The sequence below is a fragment of the Cryocola sp. 340MFSha3.1 genome (genome assembly GCF_000383315.1).
Taxonomy (GTDB): domain Bacteria; phylum Actinomycetota; class Actinomycetes; order Actinomycetales; family Microbacteriaceae; genus Leifsonia.
Genome location: NZ_KB911088.1, coordinates 1,235,757 through 1,257,305, shown reverse-complemented (window position 1 = coordinate 1,257,305; position 21,549 = coordinate 1,235,757). Strand labels below are relative to the sequence as shown.

The window sequence follows — 21,549 nt, the reverse complement described above, 5'->3', positions numbered from 1 at the left end:
GGAATCAGGCGCGGGCGGGCAGCTCTCGCGCGATGGTGTCCGCCAGCTCGCTCGGCGGGGTGGCGACGTCGAGGCGCATCCCCGTCTCGTCGTCCTGCAGCGGCTGGAGGGTCGCGAGCTGCGAGTCGAGCAGCGACACGGGCATGAAGTGGCCGGGCCGGGCGGCCATCCGCGATGCGAGCAGCTCGCGGGAGCCGTCGAGCTCCGCGAACACCGCACCGGGCGCCTCCGATCGGATCAGGTCGCGGTACGCCCGCTTGAGCGCCGAGCACGCGACGACCACGCCCTCCGGCGCCGTCGTCTCGAGCACACGGCCGACCTCGCGCAGCCACGGGATGCGGTCGTCGTCGGTCAGCGGCACGCCCGAGGCCATCTTGGCGACGTTCGCGGGCGGGTGCAGCGCGTCGCCGTCGACGAAGGGCACCCCGAGGCGCGCCGCGAGCAGCTCCCCCACAGTGCTCTTGCCCGAACCGGACACGCCCATCACCACCACCTGCACACGCTCCACGTGCGCTCCTTCCGTGCGTCGCCGGTCACCAGTCGTGCATCGAGCCGTCGAGCAGACGGTTCACCGGCAAGTATGCCGCCTGGTACGGGAAGGATTCCGCGAGCACCTCGTCGTAGTCGACGCCGAGCCCCGGCTCCTCGCCCGGCACGAGCAGGCCGTCCTCGAACCGGTAGCCGGGCCGGAACAGCTCGTCCGTCTCCGGACTGTGCTTCATGTACTCCTGGATGCCGAAGTTCGGGATGGCGACGCCGAGGTGGATGGCCGCGGCCAGCCCCACGGGCGAGACGTCGGTCGGTCCGTGCACGCCCGACTTGATCTGGTACACCGCCGCGTAGTCGAAGATGCGGCGGAGGCCGGTGATGCCTCCCGCGTGCGTGACGGGGCTCCGGACGTAGTCGATCAGCTGCTCCTCGAACAGTTCCCGGTAGTCCCAGATCGTGTTGAAGACCTCGCCGATCGCGAGCGGCGTCGTGGTGTGCTCGCGCACGCGCCGCAGCACGGCCTGGTTCTCGGCGGGGGTCACATCCTCGAGCCAGAACAGGTCGTACGGCTCCAGCGACTTGCCGAGCTTCGCGGCCTGGATGGGCGTGAGCCGGTGGTGCGCGTCGTGCAGCAGCGGCAGCTCGGGTCCGAACTCGTTCCGCACCGACTCGAAGACGCCCGGGATGTGGCGCAGATACGCGCGCGTGTCCCACTGCTCCTCGACGGGGACGGCGCTGCGGCGGGCCGGCTCGTGGTCGTACCGCGCGGTGCTGCCGCCCGCGTGGGGGTCCGCTCCGGCGATCGCGTTCGGCGAGGACGCGACGCCGTAGACGGAGCCGAGGCCGGGCACCCCGGTCTGGATGCGGATGGCGCGGTAACCCTGCTCCAGGTGGGCGCGCACCGAGTCGAACAGCTCCGGCAGCTCCGCGCCGGAGGCGTGACCGTAGGTGAGGCATCCCGTCCGGCTGCGGCCGCCGAGCAGCTGGTAGAGCGGCAGCCCGGCGACTTTGGCCTTGATGTCCCACAGCGCGGTGTCGACCGCGGCGATCGACGCCATCGTCACCGGGCCGCGCCGCCAGTACGCGCCGCGGTACAGGTACTGCCAGGTGTCCTCGATCTGGTGCGCGTCACGTCCGATCAGCAGCGGGACGACGTGCTCACTCAGGTAGGCGGCGACGGCGAGCTCGCGGCCGTTGAGGGTGGCGTCGCCGAGCCCGACCACGCCGTCGTCGGTCGTGATGCGGAGCGTGACGAAGTTGCGGCCGGGGCTGGCGACGAGGACGTCGGCGGAGGTGATTCTCATGCGGGGGCTCCTTGCAGGGATGCGATGCGGTCGGCGATGAGGCCGACCAGGTCGGTGCGTTCGGTGAGGTCGGGGGCGAGGGCGTCGAGGACGAGGACGGCACGGTCGGCGTCGGTCCGTGCTGCGCGGAGTCGCGGGGCCAGGTCGGCGGCTCCCGCGTCGCGCAGGTCGCCGGCCTCCTGGACGAGGTGCAGGGCCCACGCCGCAAGCACGCCCGCCTGCGCGGTGCCCGGCGGGCGTCCGGCCGTGAGCCGGGCGCGCAGCGGATCGAGGATGCGGGGCCCGAGCTTCTGCGAACCGTCCGCCCCGATCTGGGCGAGCCGGTGCTCGATGCGCCCGTTGGCGAACCTGTCACGCAGGGCGGCGAGCGCCTCGTCCACCACGGCATCGTCGAACGGGAGCTCGGTGCGCTGCTCGGACCAGAGCAGCTCCAGCTCGTCGCGGAGCGCGGGGTCGCCGACGGCCTCTGCGACGGTCGCGCGACCGCGCAGCAGCCCCTGGTACGCCAGCAGGGAGTGCCCGGCGTTGAGCAGCCACAGCTTGCGGCGCTCGAACGGCTCGATATCGGCGACGAAGCGGGCTCCCCCGGCCTCCCAGTCCGGCCGTCCGGCGGGGAAGGCGCCGGCGAGCACCCACTCCGTGAACGGCTCGGTGACGACGGGCGCCGCGTCGTCCCAGCCGGTGAGCCGACGCACCTCCGCCCGGTCGGCATCGGTGGTGGCCGGGGTGATCCGGTCCACCATGGTCGAGACGAAGGACACCTCGGCGCGGATCCAGTCCGAGAGCTCCGCATCGGGCGCGGCGAGCGCGAGCACGGCATCCCGGAGCACCTCGCCGTTGCGCGCGAGGTTGTCGCAGCTGACGACCGCGATGCCGCCTGCGCCGGCCGCCGAGCGCGCGGCGAGGCCGTCGAGCACCCGGGCCGGGGCGCCGGAGCCCGGCCGGTACCCCGCTTCGGTGACGGTCAGCGTCAGCACCGCGACGTCGGGGTCGGCGATCGTCGCCCGCCACGCGTCGCGATCCGCGCCGTCGTGGACGCGGCTGAGCGCATCCACCGCCCGGGCCGCGTCGCCGTCCGCCCCGCGTTCGACGAGTGTGTAGACCGCGTCCTGGGCGGCCAGCACGCGGGCCGCCTCGGGGCTGCGCCCGGTGAAGGCCGCGATGCCCCAGGAGCCGCCCGCGTCGTCGGCGGCCTGCGTGTACCAGGCCTGGTGGGCACGGTGGAAGGCGCCCAGGCCGAGGTGGGCGACCCGGACGGGGTGGCGCGCGGACCGCGGCGGCGGCGTCACGCGGCCGCCGTCGGCCGGGTCCGCGCGTCGACGGCCCGCAGGTAGGCGAGGTCGTCGCGGGTCCGCTCCGCGAGCGGAACCGCGGTCGAGAAGTCCTCGCACGTGACCCAGCCGTCGTACCCGAAGGCGTGCAGCGCCCGGAAGTACGCATCCATGTCGCCGGTGCCGGTGCGGAGCGGCGCCCACGCGTGGTGCCAGTGGACGGTGCCGTCGGTCTCCGGCTCCCCCGGCACCCACGCGGCGTTCTTCACGTGCACGTGCGCCAGGTACGGGCCGAGCAGCTGGAGCGACGCCAGCGTCTCCTCGCGCCCCTCGATGACGAGGTTGCCGAGGTCGTGGATGACGCCGACGTGTTCCGGGTCGAGCCCGTCGAGCAGACGGAACGCTGCGGAGGCGGACGGCGTGATCGTCTCATGGTGGAGTTCGACCAGCGCCTTCACGCCGTGGTGCGCGGCGCGCTCGGCGGCCCACTCGATGTCGCGGCGGGCGGCGGCGAACAGGGCGCGGTAGTCTCCGGAATCGGTCCGCGGCATGGTGATGCGCACCTGGCGGGCGCCGAGCCGCGCGGTCGCCGCGAGCATCCGCTCGACGTCGTCGTGCTGGTCGCAGCGGGCGTAGCCGCCGATGCCCGAGAATTCGAGACCCGACTCGCGCGTGATCCGGGCGATGTCGTCCAGCCGGTCCTCGAGCCCGGTCAGCGGCCAGGTCGCGCGGTTGCCGGACCAGAATCCCGGCTCGTCGGCCTCCTGCTGGTCGGTGATCCGCCACTCGATGCCGTCCCAGCCCTGCTCGGCGAGGTACTGCGCGGCCTGCTCGGGCGTCCACTCCGGGGTGGATGCGGTGAAGACGGAGAACCTCATGCCGGCACCCCCGTCGTGACCACGACATCGTCGAGCTCGCCCGCGAGCACCTCGTCGAACCGGATCGGCCGGCCCAGGGTAGCGGACAGGTAGACGGCGCGGACGACGCAGAGCGACTCGAACGCGTCCTCGACCCGGACGCCCGGCGCACGCCGGCCGTCGATGGCGTCGACGATGTCGTCGTACTGCCGCAGGTGCCCGATGACGAAGGCGTCCGGCCCGCGGTCGCCGCCGCGCAACTCGGCCGCGGGAACCACGTCGGCGGCCCGCTCGGCGGTGTCGCCGTCGGCGAAGAACGTCTCCAGCTGGTCGTCGTGCACGATCGCCGAGCCGCGGTCGCCATGCACCTGGATGCGCACGGCGAGCCCGGGGAACGCCGCGGTGGTCGCATGCAGCACGGCGAGCGCGCCGGACTCGAAGCGGATGGTCGCGACGGCGATGTCCTCCACCTCGACCCGCTCGTGGGCGAGCAGGGCGGTGTGCGCCGTGATCTCGACCGGGCGGCCGAGGAACCAGACCAGCAGATCGACGGTGTGGACGCCCTGGTTCATGAGCGCGCCTCCGCCGTCGAGCTCCCAGGTGCCGCGCCACTGCCCGGAGTCGTAGTACTCCTGGCTGCGCCACCAGGCCACCGACGCGACGCCGCTCGTGACCCGGCCGAACCGGCCTGTATGCGCGGCCTCCGCGACGGCCCGGGAGGCCGGGTCGAAGCGGTGCTGGCTGATCACGGAGACGACGAGACCGTCGCGCTCGGCGGCGCGGGAGAGCTCGAGGATCTCGCGGGCCCGCCCCATCTCGGTGTCGAGGGGCTTCTCGATGACGACATGCGTGCCGGCGGCGATCGCCTCGCGCGCCACCGCGACATGCAGCCCGCTCGGCGTGCAGATCACGACCACGTCGATCGGGGCGGCGGCGAGCGCCGCAGTCAGCGTCGAGAACTCGGCCGGGCGGTCGGCACCGGACTCGGCGACGATCGTATCGGCGAGCGTGTGCGCGGCCGCGGGCACCGCATCCACCAGGGCGGTGATCGCGAGGCGCGGATGCCGCAGGATCGCGCGGGCGTGGTTGAGGCCGATGATGCCGCAGCCGACGATGGCGACGCGCAACGGCGACGCGGGTGCGGTGGTGGCGGGGTCTGTCATACGAGGGTCACTCCGATCCGGTCGGTGAGGAGGCGGAACGCGCGTCCGGCCCGCCCGAAGGCCGCCGGCCCGGAGAAGCCGCCGAGCGCGTTCACGTCGGTGAGGTGGGGTTCGAGGGAGGCGAAGCCGGCGTAGCCGTCGTCACGCAGGGCGGTCAGGGTCTCGAGCACTTGGCCGTCGCCCTCCCCGGCCGGGGTGACCTCGCCGGTGGCGGACAGCGCGTCCTTCACTTGCAGGTACTCCAGGTGCGGGCGCAGCAGCGCGTACCCGTCGTCGAAGGGATGCGCGACACCGACCTGCACGAAGTTCGCGCTGTCCCAGGCAAGACGGAGGGACGGGGAGCCGACGGTCTCGACGATGTCGAGGCAGCGCTCCGGGGTGTCGCCGTAGATGTCCTTCTCGTTCTCGTGCAGCAGGATCACGCCGGCCGCCTCGGCGAGGTCGGCGAGCGCGCGCATCCGCACCATCACGTCGTCTCGGATGCTCTCCACCGGGACGCCCTCCTCGCGGAAGAAGGAGAACAGCCGGATGTGACGCGCGCCCAGCCGTTCGGCCGCGGCGATCGCGCGGCCGAGTCGCTCCACTTCGTGCTCCACCGGCAGCGCCACATCCACTTTGCCGACGGGCGAGGCGATGGCCGAGACGCCCATCCCGCGCTCCTTGAACACGCCGGCGAGCCGGTCGAGCTGCCCTGCGTCGAGGTCGACGATGTTGACGCCCCACGCACTCCGCACCTCGATGAAGCTGGCGCCGAGCGCTTGCAGCACAGCCGTCTGCACCACGGGGTCCGCGTCGATCTCGTCGCCGAACCCCGAGAGGGTCCAGCTCACGGGTGTTGCCATTCCTCCACCGTTCACGTCACTCACTGGTCACTTCACTCCTCCGGATGTCAATCCGCCCACCAGGTACCGCTGGAAGACGAGGTACAGCACCACCACCGGCAGTGCGCAGATCAGGGATGCGGCCATCATCTGGCCGTACAGCGGCACGGCGCCGCCCTCCTGCGTCGCGCCGAACACCTGCAGGGCCACCGCTGCCGTGCGCGTCTCGGGATTCGTCAGCACCGAGGCGAACAGCACGTCGTTCCAGCCGAGCAGGAAGGCGAAGATGCCCGAGACGACGATGCCCGGCCAGCTGAGCGGGACGACGATGCCCGTGAGGATGCGCCACGACGACGCGCCGTCGATCCTGGCCGCCTCCTCCAGCGCCTTCGGCAGGCCGCGCAGGTAGGTCACCATCACCCAGGTCGAGAACGGCAGGGCGAACGTGAGATAGGTGATGAACACCGCCCAGCGCGTCCCGATGATCTGCACGCCGAGCAGCGACGCGGTGGACGAGAACAGCACGAAAACGGGCAGCAGCATCAGCGTGCCCGGGATGGACTGCAGCCCGAGCAGCGCCCGCAGGAACGACAGCCGTCCGCGGAATTCGTACCGCACGAGCACGTACGCCGTCGCCACCGCGAGGAACGCGCACACGATCGCCACCGCGCCGCAGATGAGCACGCTGTTGGCGAGCCCGGTGCCGAGGTCGACGGTCGTCCACACCTTCAGGTAGTTGTCGAGGTGCAGCTCGGTCGGGAGGAACGCGCCCGACGCGACGGACACATCCGAATTGACGGACGCGAACAGCATGTACAGCACAGGGCCGAGCACGATCACGAGCAGCACGGTGATGATCGTGACGATGAGCCACCGCGGGAGCAGGCGGTGGACGTCGGCGCTGGAGGTGACGGCCGTCATCGCTGCGCCTCCTCTCCGGAGTCGAGCCGCACGGCCCGCAGGTAGACGAACAGCGGGATGGCGATCAGCACGAGCGAGCAGATCGCCATTGCCGCGCTCAACCCGAACCGGAAGCTCTGGAAACTGGTCGTGTAGGTGAGCACCGGCAGCACGTCGACGTCCTGCGGCGCCGGAATCCCGAACAGCACGAACGGCAGCGTGAAGGCGTTGATGTTGTGCAGGAACGCGATGATCAGGGCCAGCAGGATGGATCCCCGCAGGTAGGGCAGGATCACGTAGCGGAGCTTGATCCACCAGGTCGCGCCGTCGATCGCCGCGGCCTCGTGCACCTCCGGGTCGACGCTCTGGAGGCCCGCGACGACCAGCAGGTAGAAGAAGGGCCACGACGTCCACAGCTGCACGATGATCAGCGACCAGTAGCTCAACGGGCCGTTCAGCCAGAGCCCGGGATGCGCGCCGACCGCGCCGAGCATGCTGTCCACCACGCCGCCCGGCTGCAGCATCGTCCGCCACAGCGTGCCGACGACGAATGCGGGGAGCACATACGGGATGAGGAACAGCGAGCGCACCAGCGCGCGGCCGCGGAAGCGGTTCTGCGTGGCGAGCGCCGCCGAGAGCCCGATCGGGAGCGTGACGACCGCGGCGATGACCGCGAACGAGACGCTGATCCCGATCGAGCGGAGCAACGGCGACGCGGTGACGGCCTCGACGTAGTTGCCGAACCCGAGGAACGGCGCCTGCAGCCAGCTCTGCAGCGTGTACTGGTCCAGGTCGAGCGTCGACATGACGACGGCCACGATCAGCGGGACGACGATGATGACGAGCATGAGGATGCCGCCGGGGAGCAGCATCCAGAGCGGTCGGTTGCGTCGTTCGAGACCGCGGCGGCGCGGGGCCCGGGGCGTGCGGTCGCCCGCGCCGCCGTTCCGGCTCGACCGGCCGGAGCGGCCGCCCGCGGGAGCGCGTCCCGCGGGCGAGCCGTCGGCCGGCGCCGGGCCCTGCGGCGCGGCGATGGTGGGATTCGACATCGGTCCGGCTACTTCGCCTTGCTCAGCGCGGCCTGCGCGGTCGCCTGCGCGGCCTTCAGCCGGGCCTGCAGGTCGGACGACGAGACGCCTCCGGACGACAGGGCCGGGATGGACTGCACCACCACGTTCACGAGCGCCAGCTGGGTGTCGCCCCAGGCGCCGGAGAACGGCGTGCCATAGGCCTTCGTCCCGGCGTCGAGGATCGGGCCGAGGAGCTCGTTGCCGTCCTCGATCTTCTTGGCCGCGGCGGCGTTCGTCGGCAGGTCGCCGAACGTCTTCGTGTACGCCACCTGGTTCTCCTCGCTGGTCAGCATCTTGATCAGCGCGAACGCGAGGTCCTGGTTCTTCGAGTACTTGGCGACGACCATGTTGTCGCCCGAGATGATCGTGGCGGCGGCCTTGCCGTCACCGGGCAGCTTCGAGGCGCCCGGCGGGACGGTCGGCATGACGGCGTAGGCGTACTTGCCGGCCACGCCCGACTTGTCGAGCGACACCTGCGACGACGAGGAGACCATCGGCAGGAACGCGGCTTTGCCCGAGGCGAAGGCGGCGACGGCCTGCGCGTTCTTCCATCCGATCGCGGCCGGGTCGACCACCTTGTCCTCGGTCAGCCAGCCGAAGTACGTCTGGTACGCCTTCTTCACGGCGGCGTCGTCGATGGTCGCCTTCTTCGTCTTCAGGTCGAGGATGGTGTTGCCCTGCTGCATCGACATCGCCCAGACGAACTTCCACGGGTCGAAGCTGTCCGCGTAGGCGACGGCCATGCCGTGCACGTCGCCGCTGGTCAGCTTCTTCGCCTGCTCGGCCAGACCGTCCCAGGTGTCCGCCGGCTTGTCGATGCCCGCGGCCTTCAGCAGATCCTTGTTGTACGCCATCACGAACGGGCGGCTGAGGAAGGGGATGCCGACCTCGTCGGACTCGCTCGGGCCGGAGATGCCGAGAGTCGCCGGCACGAAGCGGTCGCGGCCTCCGATCTTCTCCCAGTCATCCTTCGTGAGCTTCACGAACGCGCCGGTCGAGTAGGCGGTCGGGGTGAACGTGGTGCCGAGGTCGTAGATGTCCGGGCCCTGACCGCTCAGCACCGAGGTCTGGATCTTGGTGAGCTCGTCGTTCGCCGACGCGAACGTCTCGAACTTCACGGTCGCCCCCGTCTCCTTCTGGAACTGGGCGGAGACGTCGGAGAACCATTTCTGCTGCTCCGTCGGATACAGCGTGTTGGCGGCGATCATGACGTCCAGGGTCTTCCCCGTCCCGTCGATCTTCCCGCCCGCGGAGGACGAGGACGTGGAGCCGGAGCCGGAGCATCCGGTGAGGGCGAGCGTTGCGGCCGCGAGGGCCGCCACCGCGCCGAGCGCAAGACGTGATCTCATTCGTGACTCTCCTTTGAGCAGGGATCGTGTGACCTCGACCCGGTGGGCCGGGGAGGATGGCTGCGACTCTAGAAGCGCGGCAAATCGGACTGCAAGCGATTGCCACAATTTGCCATCGTGTGCTCTGATATCCGCATGAGCCCTCTCACCGGTGCGGGGAACGACCGCCCCGCGACCCTGGCGGACGTGGCCGCGCTCAGCGGGGTCGCCACCTCCACGGTCTCGCGCGCGCTCTCCAACCCGGGCCGCGTGAACGCCCTCACCCGGGAGCGGATCGAGCGCGCCGCCCGGGAGCTCAACTACGTGCCGAACTCGCAGGCGCGGGCTCTGACGAGCGGACGGACCCGCGCCATCGCCGTGCTCGTCTCGGACGTGACGAACCCGTTCTACTTCGGCATCATCCGGGGCACCCAGCACCAGCTGAAGGCCGCCGGCTACACGCAGCTCCTGGTCGACACCGAGGAGTCGGACGAGCTGGAGGACGGCACACTGCACAAGCTCCGCCGCTCGTTCGACGGCGCCATCCTCGCCGCCTCCCGTCTCACCGACCGGCGGCTCACGGCCCTCGCCAAGGAGATCCCGCTCGTCGCCGTGAACCGGCAGACGCGCGGCGTGCCGAGCGTCTTCATCGACACGCCCAGCGCGATCGAGCAGGCCGTCGGTCACCTCGTCTCCCTCGGCCATCGCCGGATCGCGTACGCCGCCGGCCCGGCGACATCCTGGCCGAACGAGGGCCGCTGGCGGGCGCTCGTCCGTGCCGCCGAGCACTACGGGGTCGAGGCGGTCCGCGTCGGCCCGTTCGCGCCGCGGCAGTACGCCGGAGCCGCCGCGGCCGACGCCGTCCTCCACGCGGGCGTCACCGCCTGCATCGCCTTCAACGACCTGCTGGCGATCGGGATGCTTCCGCGCTTCCGCGAGCGCGGCGTCCGCATCCCCGAAGACCTCAGCATCGTCGGCTGCGACGACATCTTCGGCGCGGACTTCTGCAACCCGCCGCTGACGACCCTCACCGCGCCGATCGAGCAGGCGGGGCGCACGGCTGTCGCCATGCTGCTGTCCCGGCTCGACGGCGGCCCTTCTCCCGTCACGCGGCAGGCCGTCACCCTCCCGACGCACCTGACCGTCCGCGACTCCACCGGACCGGCACCCCGGAACGCACCGACCACGAACGGAGCATCGACCGCATGACCACCCTCGCGCCCCATCCCGACCGCCTGTTCCCCGCCGACCCCGGTGTGCGCGACCTCGCCCGGCGTCTGCACGCGGAGGTGGCCACGGCGCCGATCCTCTCGCCGCACGGACACGTGGATGCGCGCATGCTGGCCGACGACGAGCCCTTTCCCGACCCGGCGGCCCTCCTCATCACGCCGGACCACTACGTGACGCGGATGCTGCATGCGCTCGGCGTGCCGCTCGACGATCTGGGGCTCGCGCGCGACGGCCGTCCGTCGACGGCCGATGGACGCTCGATCTGGCGGCGGCTCTGCGAGCACTGGGACGCCTTCCTCGGCACGCCCGTGCGGCTCTGGTTCGAGACGGAGTTCAGCGAGGTCTTCGGCCTCACCGAGCAGCCGTCCGCCGCGACCGCCGACGCGCTGTACGACCAGCTGAGCGCGACGCTCGCCGACCCCGCGTTCCGGCCCAGGGCGCTGTTCGAGCGCTTCAACATCGAGGTCCTCGCGACCACCGACGACCCCGCCGACGACCTGGCCGCGCACGCCAGGCTCGCCGCCGACCCGACGTTCGGCGGCCGCGTGATCCCCACGTTCCGCGCGGACCGCTACATGCACCCCGACGAAGCAGGATGGGCCGGTCGGCTGGAGCGCCTGGGCGCCGTCGCCGACGTCGACACCACCACGTACGCCGGACTGCTGGAGGCGCTGCGGCGCCGCCGTCGGGCGTTCATCGAGGCGGGCGGGACGGCGACCGACACCGGCGTGATCGACGCGAGGAGCGATCCCCTCGACGAGGCCGAGGCGTCGCGCATCCACCGGGCCGCCCTCGACGGCACGCTCACCGCGGGGGAAGCCGTCGCCTACCGTCGCAACCTGCTCTACCGGCTCGCGGAGCTCTCCGCCGAGGACGGGCTGGTGATGCAGCTGCACCCGGGCGTCCACCGCAACCATCACCGGCCCACGTTCGACGCCTACGGCCCGGACACCGGTCACGACCTGCCCGCCGTCGGGTCGTTCACGCAGCCGCTCACGCCCATCCTGCGCGACTTCGGGACGCATCCCGTCTTCCGGCTCGTGCTGTTCACGGTCGACGAGACGACCTTCTCGCGCGAGATCGGGCCGCTGGCGGGGTTCTACCCGTCCGTGTACGCGGGCGCTCCGTGGTGGTTCATCGACACCCCGGACGCCATCCTCCGCTACCGCCGGGCGGTCACCGACAGCGCCGGGTTCACCAAGACCAGCGGGTTCATCGACGACACGCGTGCCTTCTGCTCCATCCCGGCACGGCACGACATGTCGCGTCGAGTGGATGCGTCCTACCTCGCCGGCCTCGTCGCGGAGCACCGGCTCGGCGAGGAGGATGCGTTCGTCCTCGCCCGGCGGCTCGTCGACGACATCCCGCGCACCACGTTCCGACTCGGCTGACCGGGCGTCGCGCTACGCTGGTGGGAGTGCTCGAATCTTGCCACCAGCGGGAGAGCTGACCCCCGACTACATCCCCGTCGTGGCGGACGGCCTCCGTCCGTCGCGGCTACACGAAGGAGCAATACGTGTCACAGGAAGCAACCGCGAACATCGGCGTCGTCGGCTTGGCGGTGATGGGGTCGAACCTGGCCCGCAACCTCGCCTCGCGCGAGGGCAACACCGTCGCCGTCTACAACCGCACCTACACGCGGACGGAAGACCTGATGAACGCGCACCCCGAGGCCGGCTTCGTCGGCTCGGAGGAGATCGACGACTTCGTCGCGTCGTTGTCGAAGCCGCGCACCGCGATCATCATGGTGCAGGCCGGTAAGGGCACCGACGCCGTGATCGACCAGCTGGTGGAGCGGTTCGAGCCGGGCGACATCATCGTCGACGGCGGCAACGCCAACTTCCACGACACCATCGAGCGCGAGAAGCGCATCGCGCCGACGGGCATCCACTTCGTCGGCGCCGGAATCTCCGGCGGCGAGGAGGGCGCGCTGAACGGCCCGTCGATCATGCCGGGCGGTTCGGTGGAGTCGTACGAGACGCTGGGTCCCATCCTGGAGTCGATCGCCGCGGTCGCCGAGGGCGAGCCGTGCGTGACGCACGTCGGCACCGACGGCGCCGGCCACTTCGTGAAGATGATCCACAACGGCATCGAGTACGCCGACATGCAGCTGATCGCGGAGGCATACGACCTGCTGCGCACGATCGGCGGACTGTCGCCTGCGGAGATCGCGGACGTGTTCGCCGAGTGGAACAACGGCTACCTCGAGTCGTACCTGATCGAGATCACGGCCGAGGTGCTGCGCCAGGTGGATGCGGAGACCGGCAAGCCGTTCATCGACATCGTGCTCGACCAGGCCGGCTCCAAGGGCACCGGGGTCTGGACCGTGCAGAACGCACTCGACCTGGGCGTCCCGGTCGGCGGCATCGCGGAGGCCGTGTTCGCCCGCGCCGTGTCGTCGAAGCCGGCGCAGCGTGCGGCCGTGCAGGCGACCATCCAGTCCCGGCCGGACGTGCAGAAGGCGTCCGACGTGGCCGCGTTCGCCGACGACGTGTCCAAGGCGCTCTACGCGTCGAAGGTCGTCGCCTACGCGCAGGGCTTCGACGCGATCATCGCCGGCGCCGAGAAGTACGGGTGGGACATCCACAAGGACAAGATCGCCAAGATCTGGCGCGGCGGCTGCATCATCCGCGCCCAGTTCCTCAACCGCATCGCGGACGCCTACGACGAGAACCCGAACATCGCGACGCTGCTCGAGGCGCCGTACTTCGCCGACGCCGTCCGCGAGGGCGAGGCCGCCTGGCGTCGCATCGTCGCCACCGCCGCGCTCTCGGGCGTCCCGGTCCCCGGTTTCGGCTCGGCGCTGTCGTACTACGACTCGCTCGCCTCGAAGCGCCTCCCCGCCGCGCTCGTGCAGGGCCAGCGCGACTTCTTCGGCGCGCACACCTACAAGCGCGTCGACAAGGACGGCGTCTTCCACACCCTCTGGTCCGGCGACCGCACCGAAATCGAGACGGAGCCCTCCACCCACTGACCGTCTCGGGCCTCCGCCCCCCGTCGAGTCCGCAAAAATTGCACGCTGATCGCGCGATCGGCGTGCAATTTTTGTGTACTCGACGGCGGTGGCGAGGGAGGATGGGAGGGTGACGTACGACGACCATCCGGAGCTCGCGGAGTACGAGCCGCTCGGGGAGCGACCGCTCCGCGGGCGGACGATGACGGTCGCCAGCCGGGTCTTCGTCGTCGTCGCGCTGAGCGCGCTGCTGCTGCCCGGCATCCTGCTGACGATCAGCATCCAGACGCAGACCGCCGACTACACCTGCTCCGTGTACGCGCAGCACTACCAGCCCGAGGCGCAGGGCTCGTCCGCACGCTTCGAACTCGCCGGGCCGGTCGGGCCGGGATGGCAGTGCTACGCGCTCAACACCGAGGGCGACGCGACGTGGGTCGCGCCGCTGGGCCTCATCCCGTCGACGCCGCACCGGCTTCCGTGATCAGCGTGCGCACCGTCGCGAGCACCCACGCCGCATAGCGCTCGAAGCTCCATCCGCTTTCGCCGACGAGCTGCTGGTGGCCTTCGGGCGACATGACGAACGAGAGCGCGTCGGCGAGCTCACGGCGCCCGGCCGGCGGGAGGGCCGCGATGGAGGCGATCCCGCGCTCTCCCAGGAGACCCACCATCGCCAGGTAGTCGGCATGGCGGCGCCCGAGCAGTTCCGTGTACGCGGCGCGAACCGCCTCATCGTCACGCGACGCGGCGGTGAACGTCGCCCAGAGGCCCGCCGTCCGCGCGTTGGCGGCGGCGATGAAGGGAACGAGCCGGTCGAGCATCTCCTGCGGATCGTCGAGGGCGGCGATCGCCGCGATCTCGGGCCGCTCGGTGAGCGACGACTCCCCCGCCTCCCCGCCGAAGCTCAGCTCGAAAGCGGCGAGCAGCAGCGCCCGCTTCGGCCCGTGCACCTTGACGCTCTCGACCGAGACGCCGGCCGCCGTCGCGATGTCCGCGAGCGAGGCGCTCGCATAGCCGCGTGCGGAGAACACCTCGGCGGCGGCCTCCAGGATGCGGCGCCGCGTCTGCTGCGCATGCTCCTGCCGGAGGGTCGAACGGTACGGGCGCGTGCCGGCCACTATTGACTACCTTTCAGGTGTAGTGAATACTGTTGACGTTTATTCGACTCTACCCGAAACGAGGACCCGGACCATGAACGCCCGCCCGCTCGACATCCTTCTCTGCAGCACGCCCGTGCACGGACACGTCACGCCCCTTCTCGCCGTCAGCCGCGCCCTGGTCGACCGCGGCCACCGCGTCCACTTCCTCACCGGCGAGCGGTATCTCGAGCGCGCGGCCGTGACCGACGCGTCGGTGCTCCGGCTCCCGGCCGAGGCCGACTACGACGACACCGACATCGACGCCGCCTTCCCCGGCCGCGTCGGGCTCACCGGCCCGGCCGGGATCCGGTGGGACATGACCGAGATCTTCCTGCGCCCGGCGCGGACGCAATTGGCGGCGATGGATGCGGTCATCCGCGAGCTGGACATCGACGTCGTGCTCGCCGAGAGCCTCTTCCTCGGAGCCGCCCTCCTCGCAGCCCGCCCGCCCGCGGACCGCCCGGCACTGCTCAACCTCGGCATCGTCCCGCTCGGGGTCAAGAGCCGCGACACCGCGCCGTTCGGGCTCGGTGTGCCGCCGCGACCCGGAGCCCTCGGCCGTGTCCGCAACGCCGCACTGACGGCGATCGCCGAGAAGATCGTGTTCGCTCCCGTCCAGCGGGCCGCGCAGCGCATCGGGCAGGAGGCGGGGACCGGCCTGAACGGCTTCGTGCTCGACTGGCCGTCGCACGCGGACGGCGTCGTGCAGTTCACCGTCCCCGAGTTCGAGTACCCGCGCGCAGACGTGCGCGTGCCCATCCACTTCGTCGGGCCCGTCTCCCGCACGCAACCCTCCGACACCCCGCTGCCGGCATGGTGGGGCGATCTGGACGACGGCCGCCCGGTCGTCCACGTCACCCAGGGGACGGTGGCCAACCGCGACCTGAACGACCTCATCCTGCCCACCATCCACGCGCTCGCGGACCAGGACGTGTGGGTGGTGGCGAGCACAGGAGGACGCCCCGTGGCCGAGCTGGGCGACCTGCCGCGCAACGCCCGCGTCGCGTCCTACCTGCCCTACGACCGGCTGCTCCCGCGGACGGCGGTGTACGTCACGAACGGTGGATACGGCGGCATCCACTACGCCATGGAGAACGGTGTCCCTGTGGTCGTCGCGGGCACCACGGAGGACAAGACCGAGGTCTCCGCGCGGGTGGCCTGGTCGGGTGTCGGGGTGAAGCTGCCGACCAATCGGCCAGAACCCGCGGCGATCGCACGGGCTGTGCGGACCGTGCTCGACGACCCCGGCTACGCGGAGCGCAGCGCGGCGATCGGCCGGGCCATCCGCGCATCCTCGGGACTGGACGGCCTGGAGCGAGCGGTGGTCGACACCGTCCGCGAAGCGGCTGCTACGCGGCCCCGTCGAACATCGACGTCACCGAACCGTCGGTGAAGACCTCGCGGATCGCGTTGGCCAGCAGCGGCGCGATCGGCAGGACCGTGAGGCCCTCCCAGCGCTTGTGCTCCGGCAAGGGGAGGGTGTCGGTCACGACGACCGAGTCGATCGCGTCGCTCTGCAGCAGCTCCACGGCCGGGTCGCTGAAGACGGCGTGCGTCGCGGCGACCACGACGCCGGTCGCGCCGGCCTCCTTGAGGGCCTCGGCGGCCTTCACGATGGTGCGGCCGGTGTCGATCAGGTCGTCGACGAGCAGGCAGACGCGGCCGTTGACGTCGCCGACGATCTCGTGCACCGAGACCTGGTTCGGGACCAGCGGGTCGCGCCGCTTGTGGATGATCGCGAGCGGTGCGCCGAGCTTGTCGCTCCAGATGTCGGCGACACGGACGCGGCCCATGTCGGGCGACACGACGGTCAGCGTCGAGGGGTCGAGCTCGCGGCGCATGTGCTCGAGCAGCACCGGCATGGCGAAGAGGTGGTCGACCGGGCCGTCGAAGAAGCCCTGGATCTGCGCGGCGTGCAGGTCGACGGACATGATGCGGTCAGCACCGGCAGCCTTGAACAGGTCGGCGACCAGTCGGGCGGAGATCGGCTCGCGACCGCGGCCCTTCTTGTCCTGACGGGCGTACGGGTAGAACGGGGCGACGACGGTGATGCGCTTCGCCGAGGCGCGCTTCAGCGCATCCACCATGATGAGCTGCTCCATGAGCCACTCGTTGATCGGCGAGGTGTGCGACTGGATGACGAACGCATCCGAGCCGCGGACGCTCTCGTCGAAGCGCGCGTAGATCTCGCCGTTGGCGAAGGTGCGCGCGTCGGTCGGGATGAGCTCGCTTCCGAGGCATTCGGCGATCTCCTGGGCGAGCTGAGGATGCGCGCGACCGGAGATGAGGACGAGTCTTTTCTGGCCGGTCGCGGTGATCCCTGACACTTACGCTCCGCTCTCTTCCGACGCGTCGCTTTCGCGAGCCGCTCTGTCGGCGTCCGTGCCCGGCCGCTTCTCGGCGACCCAGCCTTCGATATTGCGTTGAGGAGCGACGGTGATGGCGAGGGCTCCGGCGGGGACGTCCTTGCGGACGACCGTGCCCGCCCCCGTGTACGCTCCGTCACCCATCCTAACCGGCGCGACGAGCACGGTGTTCGTGCTGATCCGGACATGGGAGCCGATGACGGTGCGGTGCTTGTTCACACCGTCGTAGTTCGCGGTGATGACGCCGGCGCCGAGGTTGCCCTTCTCCCCCACCTCGGCGTCGCCGACGTAGTTGAAGTGCGCGAGCTTGGTGCCCTCGCCGATGACCGCGTTCTTGGTCTCGGTGAAGGTGCCGATCTTGCCGCGGGCGCCGAGCACGGTGCCCGGCCGGAGGTACGCGAACGGGCCGACCGTCGCGCCCGCGCCGATCACGGCGAGCGTCGCGTCCGTGCGGGTGACGGTCGCGCCTTCGCCGACCTCGGTGTCGGTCAGCGTCGTGTCCGGTCCGACGGTCGCACCGGTCTCGATGACGGTGGCGCCACGGAGCTGCGTGCCGGGGAGGACGGTGACGTCGGGGGCGAGCTTCGCCTTGACGTCGATCCACGTCGTCGCGGGGTCCTGCACGGTCACACCGGCGAGCTGCCAGGTGCGGACGATCAGCGCGTTCAGCTTCGCCGCCGCGTCGCTCAGCTGGGCGCGGTCGTTGATGCCCTCGACCAGCCACGACTCGGCGACAGGGAGCGCATCCACGTCGAAGCCGGCCTCGCGGAGCAGCCCGATCACGTCGGTCAGGTACTTCTCGCCCTGGGCGTTGTCGGTGGAGACCAACGCCAGCTTGTCGCGAAGGGCGGCGAGCCCGAACAGGTAGATGCCGGCGTTGATCTCGCCGATCGCCCGCTCCTGCTCGCTCGCGTCCTTGTGCTCGACGATGCGGTCGAGGTGGCCCTGGGGGGTGCGCACGATGCGGCCGTAGCCGGTCGCGTCGGCCGGGAACGACGAGAGGATGGTCGCGGCCGCCTCACCCGCACGGTGCCGCTCGATGAGCTCGCGGAGGGTGCCCGCGTCGAGCAGCGGGACGTCGCCGTTCACGACCAGCACATCCCCGGAGAAGTCGGCCGGGAGGGCCTCGACGGCGAGCTCGACCGCGCGGCCGGTGCCCGGCACCTCGTCCTGGTCGACGATGACGGCTTCGGGAAGGTCGGCCTCGATCACCTCGGCGAGACGGTCGCGCTCGTGACGCACGACGGCGACGACGTGCGCGGCGTCGAGCTCGCGCGCGGTGGCCAGCACGTGGGACACGATCGGGATGCCGCCCAGCGGGTGCAGCAGCTTCGGGGTGGCGGACTTCATCCGCGTGCCCTGCCCCGCCGCGAGAACGACGATGGCGAGATTCTGGTCGGTCAATGTCCCTCCAGGGGGTCGGGCTGTCGGTCGCTCCGCCTCCAGGACTCGAACCTGGACCTCACAGCTCCAAAGGCTGTCGTGCTGCCATTACACCAAGGCGGAACGCGCGTTTCGCGCAGATGACAGTCTGCCAGACGTGTCCCGACCGAACCCCCAATAGCATGGGGGGATGGCCGACGCACGAGACGAGGTGGACCGCATCGTGGACGCCTGGCTACGCGAGCGTCCGGACCTCGACTTCGCCCCGCTCCAGGTGCTCTCGCGGGTCGACCGGCTCTCCCGCCACCTCGACCGCGCGCGCCGCGGGGCGTTCGAGCGCTCCGACCTCGACTCGTGGGAGTTCGACGTGCTGGCGGCCCTCCGCCGCGCGGGAGCGCCGTACCAGCTGAGCCCCAAGTCGCTGCTGCAGCAGACGCTCGTCTCGTCCGGCACCATGACGAACCGCATCGACCGCCTGGTCGCGCGCGGGCTCGTCGAGCGCCGCACCGACCCGAACGACGGCCGCGGCATCCTCGTCCAGATGACCGCGCAGGGTCTCACCCGGGTGGATGCGGCCATCACCCGCCTGGTGGATGCCGAAGCCGAGCTGCTCGACGGCCTCTCGCCCGCCGACGCCGAGCGGCTCGCCGGGCTCCTGCGCAAGCTGAGCCTCGGGTTCGACACCGAAGGGTGACGCGGCTCGGGAGCGCGACGCTCACGGCCGCCGCATGATCCGCTCCCAGGATGCTGTTATCCCGCTCTCATAAACTCGGGCGCGATGAGACTCTCCCGACTGAAGCGACTCCCCTCTCGGGTCAAGCGCGCCGCGCGCTATGAGATCCACGCGCACTGGCGCCGCCAGCCGATCGTGCAGGGTTCCGTCTTCTACGAGTCGTTCTCGGGCAACGGGATGCTCGACAACCCCGAGGCGATCTTCCGCGAGCTGCTCGCGAGCCCCGACCTCGGCCACCTGACCCACATCTGGGCTCTGTCGGATCTGACGCAGTACCGCGCCGCGGTCGAGGAGTTCGCCGGCGACGACCGCGTCAGCTTCGTCCGCTACGGCTCCGCCGCCTACTACCGCGCGCTCGCCACCAGCCAGTACCTCGTCAACAACGCGACCTTCCCGCCGGACTTCTCGAAGCGTCCCGGCCAGGTCTACCTCAACACCTGGCACGGCACGCCTTTGAAGCGGATGGGCTACGACATCGAGGACGGCGCCCTCGCCACCGCGAACATCATCCGCAACTTCGTGCAGGCCGACTACCTGCTCTCGGCGAACCCGTTCATGTCGGAGCAGATGTACGAGACCGGCTACAAGCTGACCGGGATCTACAGCGGCACCCTCGTCGAGGAGGGGTACCCGCGCATCGACCGGCAGTTCCTCGACGGCGCTGGGCGCGAGACGGTGCGACAGCGGCTCATCGCCGCCGGGATCCCGCTCGGCGACCGGAAGATCGTGCTCTACGCACCGACCTGGAAAGGGCAGACGTTCGGCCGTCCGGAGGACGACCTGGACGCCCTGCTCGCGCACATCGCGCAGATCGAGGAGCGCATCGACACCAGCCGGTACGCGGTGCTGCTGAAGACGCACCAGACCGTGCACTCCCTGGCCGCGCACCGGCCGGAGCTGAAGCGGATGCTCGTCCCCAACGAGATCCCGACCAACCTGGTGCTGGGCGCCACGGACATCCTCATCTCCGACTACTCCAGCATCTTCTTCGACTTCCTGCAGACGGGCCGGCCGATCGTGTTCTTCACGCCCGACCTCGCCGACTACGCGGGCACCCGCGGGCTCTACTTCGAGCCCGAGGAGTGGCCGGGCCCTGTGCTGCTGTCGGCCCGGCGCCTCGGCGACGAGCTGCACGCCATCGCCGAGGCGGGCGACACCGTTCCGGTCGAGTCGCAGGAGCGATACCTGGACATGCAGCGGCGGTTCACCCCCTATGAGGACGGGGAGGCGTCGCGCCGGGTCGTCGACATCGTGTTCCGTGGTGTGCGCGACGGGTACCGCCTGCGCACCGACCTCGCGGACGACGGGCGGCAGAAGATCCTGCTGTACCTCGGTGGGATGCGGCCGAACGGCATCACGACGTCTGCGCTGAACCTGCTCAACAACCTCGACCATGACCGCTACGACGTCTCCGCGTTCTTCGCCCAGAGCCGATCGCAGGTGGTCATCGGGAAGCAGCGGCAGATCCATCCATCGGTCCGGCAGTTCCCGCGCGTCGGCGGGATGAACGGCACCAAGCTGCTGCATGTCGCCCGGCACCTCGACTTCCGGCGCGGGCGCATCGCCCAGCACGCCGACATCCCGGCCCAGAACCGGCTGTGGGACGACGAGTGGTACCGCTGCTTCGGCGAGAGCCGGTTCGACTACGTCGTCGACTTCTCCGGGTACGGGCCGTTCTGGGCGACGCTCCTGCTGCACTCCCCCGACGCCCAGCGCGCGATCTGGCTGCACAACGACCTGGCGTCGGACGCGCACCGCGAGGTCAACGGCGAGAAGCGGATGCTGCACAGCCTCACGCAGATCTTCACCCTGTACGGCCAGTACGACCACCTCGTCTCCGTCTCGCCCACGTTGTCCGAGATCAACCGCACGTCGCTCGCCGAGTACGCGGCGCCCGAGAAGTTCGTCTCGGCGCTGAACACGGTCGACGCCGAGCACATCCTCGAGGACGCCGGCGCCGACCTGCACGAGCTGACCTTCGACGAGGAGACCGGGAGCATCCCGGACTGGGCCGAGCTGCTGCTCGCCGACGACGACGTCACCACGTTCGTCAACGTCGGCCGCCTGTCGCCCGAGAAGAACCAGGCGCGACTGATCCGCGCGTTCTCCGCGGTGCATGCGGACAACCCACGGACACGTCTCGTGATCGTCGGGTCCGGGCCGCTGGCAGGCGAGCTGGAGGGTCTGGTCGCCGAGCTGGGTCTCGAGGGTTCGGTGTTCCTGACCGGGATGCAGCGCAACCCGCACGCGATCATGGCGAAGGCCGACTGCTTCGTGCTCTCCAGCGACTACGAGGGGCAGCCGATGGTGCTGCTGGAGGCGCTGGTGCTGCAGCTGCCGATCGTGACGGTCGAGTTCGCCTCGGCGAAGAACGCCCTCCCCGCGGGAAGCGGCATGATCGTGCCGCAGACGGTGGACGGCGTGGCGGACGGGATGCGCGCCTTCCTCCTTGGAGACGTGCCGGACAGCCACTTCGACTACCACGCGTACAACCGCAAGGCGGTCGGCGAGTTCTACCGGGCGATCGGCGCGCCGGGCGCCTGAG

General features: G+C 70.8%; 19 protein-coding genes and 1 tRNA gene. 7 read left to right on the top strand and 13 right to left on the bottom strand.

What is annotated here, in order from left to right; translation table 11 throughout:
• Window positions 1-4: 4 nt before the first annotated feature.
• The 9 genes from H284_RS0117080 to H284_RS0117040 are packed head-to-tail and all read right to left on the bottom strand — an operon-like array spanning window position 5 to window position 9,224.
• Window positions 5-508, bottom strand: coding sequence for a gluconokinase (locus tag H284_RS0117080; RefSeq protein WP_020077184.1), 504 nt, complete (start codon window positions 506-508; stop codon window positions 5-7).
• Between the two features lie 25 nt (window positions 509-533).
• Window positions 534-1,793 (bottom strand): D-mannonate dehydratase ManD, encoded by a 1,260-nt coding sequence (gene manD, locus H284_RS0117075; protein ID WP_020077183.1) that lies wholly within the window; start codon window positions 1,791-1,793, stop codon window positions 534-536.
• Complete coding sequence (locus H284_RS0117070) at window positions 1,790-3,082, bottom strand: mannitol dehydrogenase family protein (protein WP_020077182.1); 1,293 nt, start codon at window positions 3,080-3,082, stop codon at window positions 1,790-1,792. The genes manD and H284_RS0117070 overlap by 4 nt, the downstream gene beginning before the upstream one ends.
• Entirely contained in the window at window positions 3,079-3,942 is an 864-nt protein-coding gene (locus tag H284_RS0117065; RefSeq protein ID WP_020077181.1) for a sugar phosphate isomerase/epimerase family protein, read from the bottom strand. The genes H284_RS0117070 and H284_RS0117065 overlap by 4 nt, the downstream gene beginning before the upstream one ends.
• A complete protein-coding gene (locus tag H284_RS0117060; protein ID WP_020077180.1) occupies window positions 3,939-5,084 on the bottom strand; it encodes a Gfo/Idh/MocA family protein in 1,146 nt (381 codons plus the stop codon). Before H284_RS0117060 ends, H284_RS0117065 begins: the two co-directional genes overlap by 4 nt.
• Window positions 5,081-5,926 carry a sugar phosphate isomerase/epimerase family protein gene (locus H284_RS0117055; protein ID WP_029042989.1) on the bottom strand — a complete coding sequence of 282 codons (846 nt, stop codon included), beginning with the start codon at window positions 5,924-5,926 and terminating at the stop codon, window positions 5,081-5,083. Before H284_RS0117055 ends, H284_RS0117060 begins: the two co-directional genes overlap by 4 nt.
• Window positions 5,927-5,953: 27 nt before the next feature.
• Entirely contained in the window at window positions 5,954-6,826 is an 873-nt protein-coding gene (locus H284_RS0117050; protein ID WP_018191614.1) for a carbohydrate ABC transporter permease, read from the bottom strand.
• Complete coding sequence (locus tag H284_RS0117045; RefSeq protein WP_020077178.1) at window positions 6,823-7,854, bottom strand: carbohydrate ABC transporter permease; 1,032 nt, start codon at window positions 7,852-7,854, stop codon at window positions 6,823-6,825. Before H284_RS0117045 ends, H284_RS0117050 begins: the two co-directional genes overlap by 4 nt.
• 8 nt (window positions 7,855-7,862) lie before the next feature.
• Entirely contained in the window at window positions 7,863-9,224 is a 1,362-nt protein-coding gene (locus H284_RS0117040) for an ABC transporter substrate-binding protein (RefSeq protein WP_029042988.1), read from the bottom strand.
• A gap of 135 nt (window positions 9,225-9,359) precedes the next feature.
• On the opposite strand from H284_RS0117040, the gene H284_RS0117035 reads away from it, so the two are divergent.
• From H284_RS0117035 to H284_RS0117020, 4 genes are all read left to right on the top strand, one after another.
• Entirely contained in the window at window positions 9,360-10,412 is a 1,053-nt protein-coding gene (locus tag H284_RS0117035) for a LacI family DNA-binding transcriptional regulator (RefSeq protein ID WP_018191617.1), read from the top strand.
• Window positions 10,409-11,824, top strand: coding sequence for a glucuronate isomerase (gene uxaC / locus H284_RS0117030; RefSeq protein WP_020077176.1), 1,416 nt, complete (start codon window positions 10,409-10,411; stop codon window positions 11,822-11,824). Before H284_RS0117035 ends, uxaC begins: the two co-directional genes overlap by 4 nt.
• A gap of 125 nt (window positions 11,825-11,949) precedes the next feature.
• Entirely contained in the window at window positions 11,950-13,407 is a 1,458-nt protein-coding gene (gnd, locus tag H284_RS0117025; protein WP_020077175.1) for an NADP-dependent phosphogluconate dehydrogenase, read from the top strand.
• A gap of 109 nt (window positions 13,408-13,516) precedes the next feature.
• A complete protein-coding gene (locus H284_RS0117020) occupies window positions 13,517-13,867 on the top strand; it encodes a hypothetical protein (protein WP_018191620.1) in 351 nt (116 codons plus the stop codon).
• Here the strand turns inward: H284_RS0117020 and H284_RS0117015 are convergent.
• On the bottom strand, window positions 13,836-14,501 hold the full coding sequence (locus H284_RS0117015) for a TetR/AcrR family transcriptional regulator (protein ID WP_020077174.1): 666 nt from the start codon (window positions 14,499-14,501) through the stop codon (window positions 13,836-13,838). The two genes, H284_RS0117020 and H284_RS0117015, sit on opposite strands and share 32 nt — an antisense overlap.
• Window positions 14,502-14,574: 73 nt before the next feature.
• Here H284_RS0117015 and H284_RS0117010 point away from each other — a divergent pair, with 73 nt between their 5' ends.
• Entirely contained in the window at window positions 14,575-15,915 is a 1,341-nt protein-coding gene (locus H284_RS0117010; protein ID WP_020077173.1) for a nucleotide disphospho-sugar-binding domain-containing protein, read from the top strand.
• On the opposite strand, the gene H284_RS0117005 is transcribed toward H284_RS0117010, so the two are convergent.
• The 3 genes from H284_RS0117005 to H284_RS0116995 all read right to left on the bottom strand — a co-directional run bounded on the left by H284_RS0117005 (window position 15,872) and on the right by H284_RS0116995 (window position 18,394).
• Window positions 15,872-16,849 (bottom strand): ribose-phosphate diphosphokinase, encoded by a 978-nt coding sequence (locus H284_RS0117005; RefSeq protein ID WP_018191623.1) that lies wholly within the window; start codon window positions 16,847-16,849, stop codon window positions 15,872-15,874. The two genes, H284_RS0117010 and H284_RS0117005, sit on opposite strands and share 44 nt — an antisense overlap.
• Window positions 16,850-18,292, bottom strand: a complete 1,443-nt coding sequence (gene glmU / locus H284_RS0117000) for a bifunctional UDP-N-acetylglucosamine diphosphorylase/glucosamine-1-phosphate N-acetyltransferase GlmU (protein WP_018191624.1) — start codon at window positions 18,290-18,292, stop codon at window positions 16,850-16,852. It abuts the gene before it with no gap.
• A gap of 30 nt (window positions 18,293-18,322) precedes the next feature.
• Window positions 18,323-18,394 (bottom strand) — tRNA-Gln (locus H284_RS0116995).
• 67 nt (window positions 18,395-18,461) lie between these two features.
• On the opposite strand from H284_RS0116995, the gene H284_RS20380 reads away from it, so the two are divergent.
• Together H284_RS20380 and H284_RS0116985 are read left to right on the top strand one after the other, a co-directional pair.
• Complete coding sequence (locus tag H284_RS20380; RefSeq protein WP_018191625.1) at window positions 18,462-18,965, top strand: MarR family winged helix-turn-helix transcriptional regulator; 504 nt, start codon at window positions 18,462-18,464, stop codon at window positions 18,963-18,965.
• Window positions 18,966-19,049: 84 nt separating this feature from the next.
• Entirely contained in the window at window positions 19,050-21,548 is a 2,499-nt protein-coding gene (locus tag H284_RS0116985; protein ID WP_020077172.1) for a glycosyltransferase, read from the top strand.
• Window position 21,549 lies beyond the last annotated feature (1 nt).

Bases quoted from the DNA above. Each gene is read 5' to 3' on its own strand.
- H284_RS0117060 (WP_020077180.1), bottom strand. From the start codon at position 5,084: ATGACAGACCCCGCCACCACCGCACCCGCGTCGCCGTTGCGCGTCGCC.
- H284_RS0117040 (WP_029042988.1), bottom strand. From the start codon at position 9,224: ATGAGATCACGTCTTGCGCTCGGCGCGGTGGCGGCCCTCGCGGCCGCA.
- H284_RS0117055 (WP_029042989.1), bottom strand. From the start codon at position 5,926: ATGGCAACACCCGTGAGCTGGACCCTCTCGGGGTTCGGCGACGAGATC.
- H284_RS0117045 (WP_020077178.1), bottom strand. From the start codon at position 7,854: ATGTCGAATCCCACCATCGCCGCGCCGCAGGGCCCGGCGCCGGCCGAC.
- uxaC (WP_020077176.1), top strand. From the start codon at position 10,409: ATGACCACCCTCGCGCCCCATCCCGACCGCCTGTTCCCCGCCGACCCC.
- H284_RS20380 (WP_018191625.1), top strand. From the start codon at position 18,462: ATGGCCGACGCACGAGACGAGGTGGACCGCATCGTGGACGCCTGGCTA.
- H284_RS0117050 (WP_018191614.1), bottom strand. From the start codon at position 6,826: ATGACGGCCGTCACCTCCAGCGCCGACGTCCACCGCCTGCTCCCGCGG.
- H284_RS0117065 (WP_020077181.1), bottom strand. From the start codon at position 3,942: ATGAGGTTCTCCGTCTTCACCGCATCCACCCCGGAGTGGACGCCCGAG.
- H284_RS0117010 (WP_020077173.1), top strand. From the start codon at position 14,575: ATGAACGCCCGCCCGCTCGACATCCTTCTCTGCAGCACGCCCGTGCAC.
- H284_RS0116985 (WP_020077172.1), top strand. From the start codon at position 19,050: ATGAGACTCTCCCGACTGAAGCGACTCCCCTCTCGGGTCAAGCGCGCC.
- H284_RS0117035 (WP_018191617.1), top strand. From the start codon at position 9,360: ATGAGCCCTCTCACCGGTGCGGGGAACGACCGCCCCGCGACCCTGGCG.
- manD (WP_020077183.1), bottom strand. From the start codon at position 1,793: ATGAGAATCACCTCCGCCGACGTCCTCGTCGCCAGCCCCGGCCGCAAC.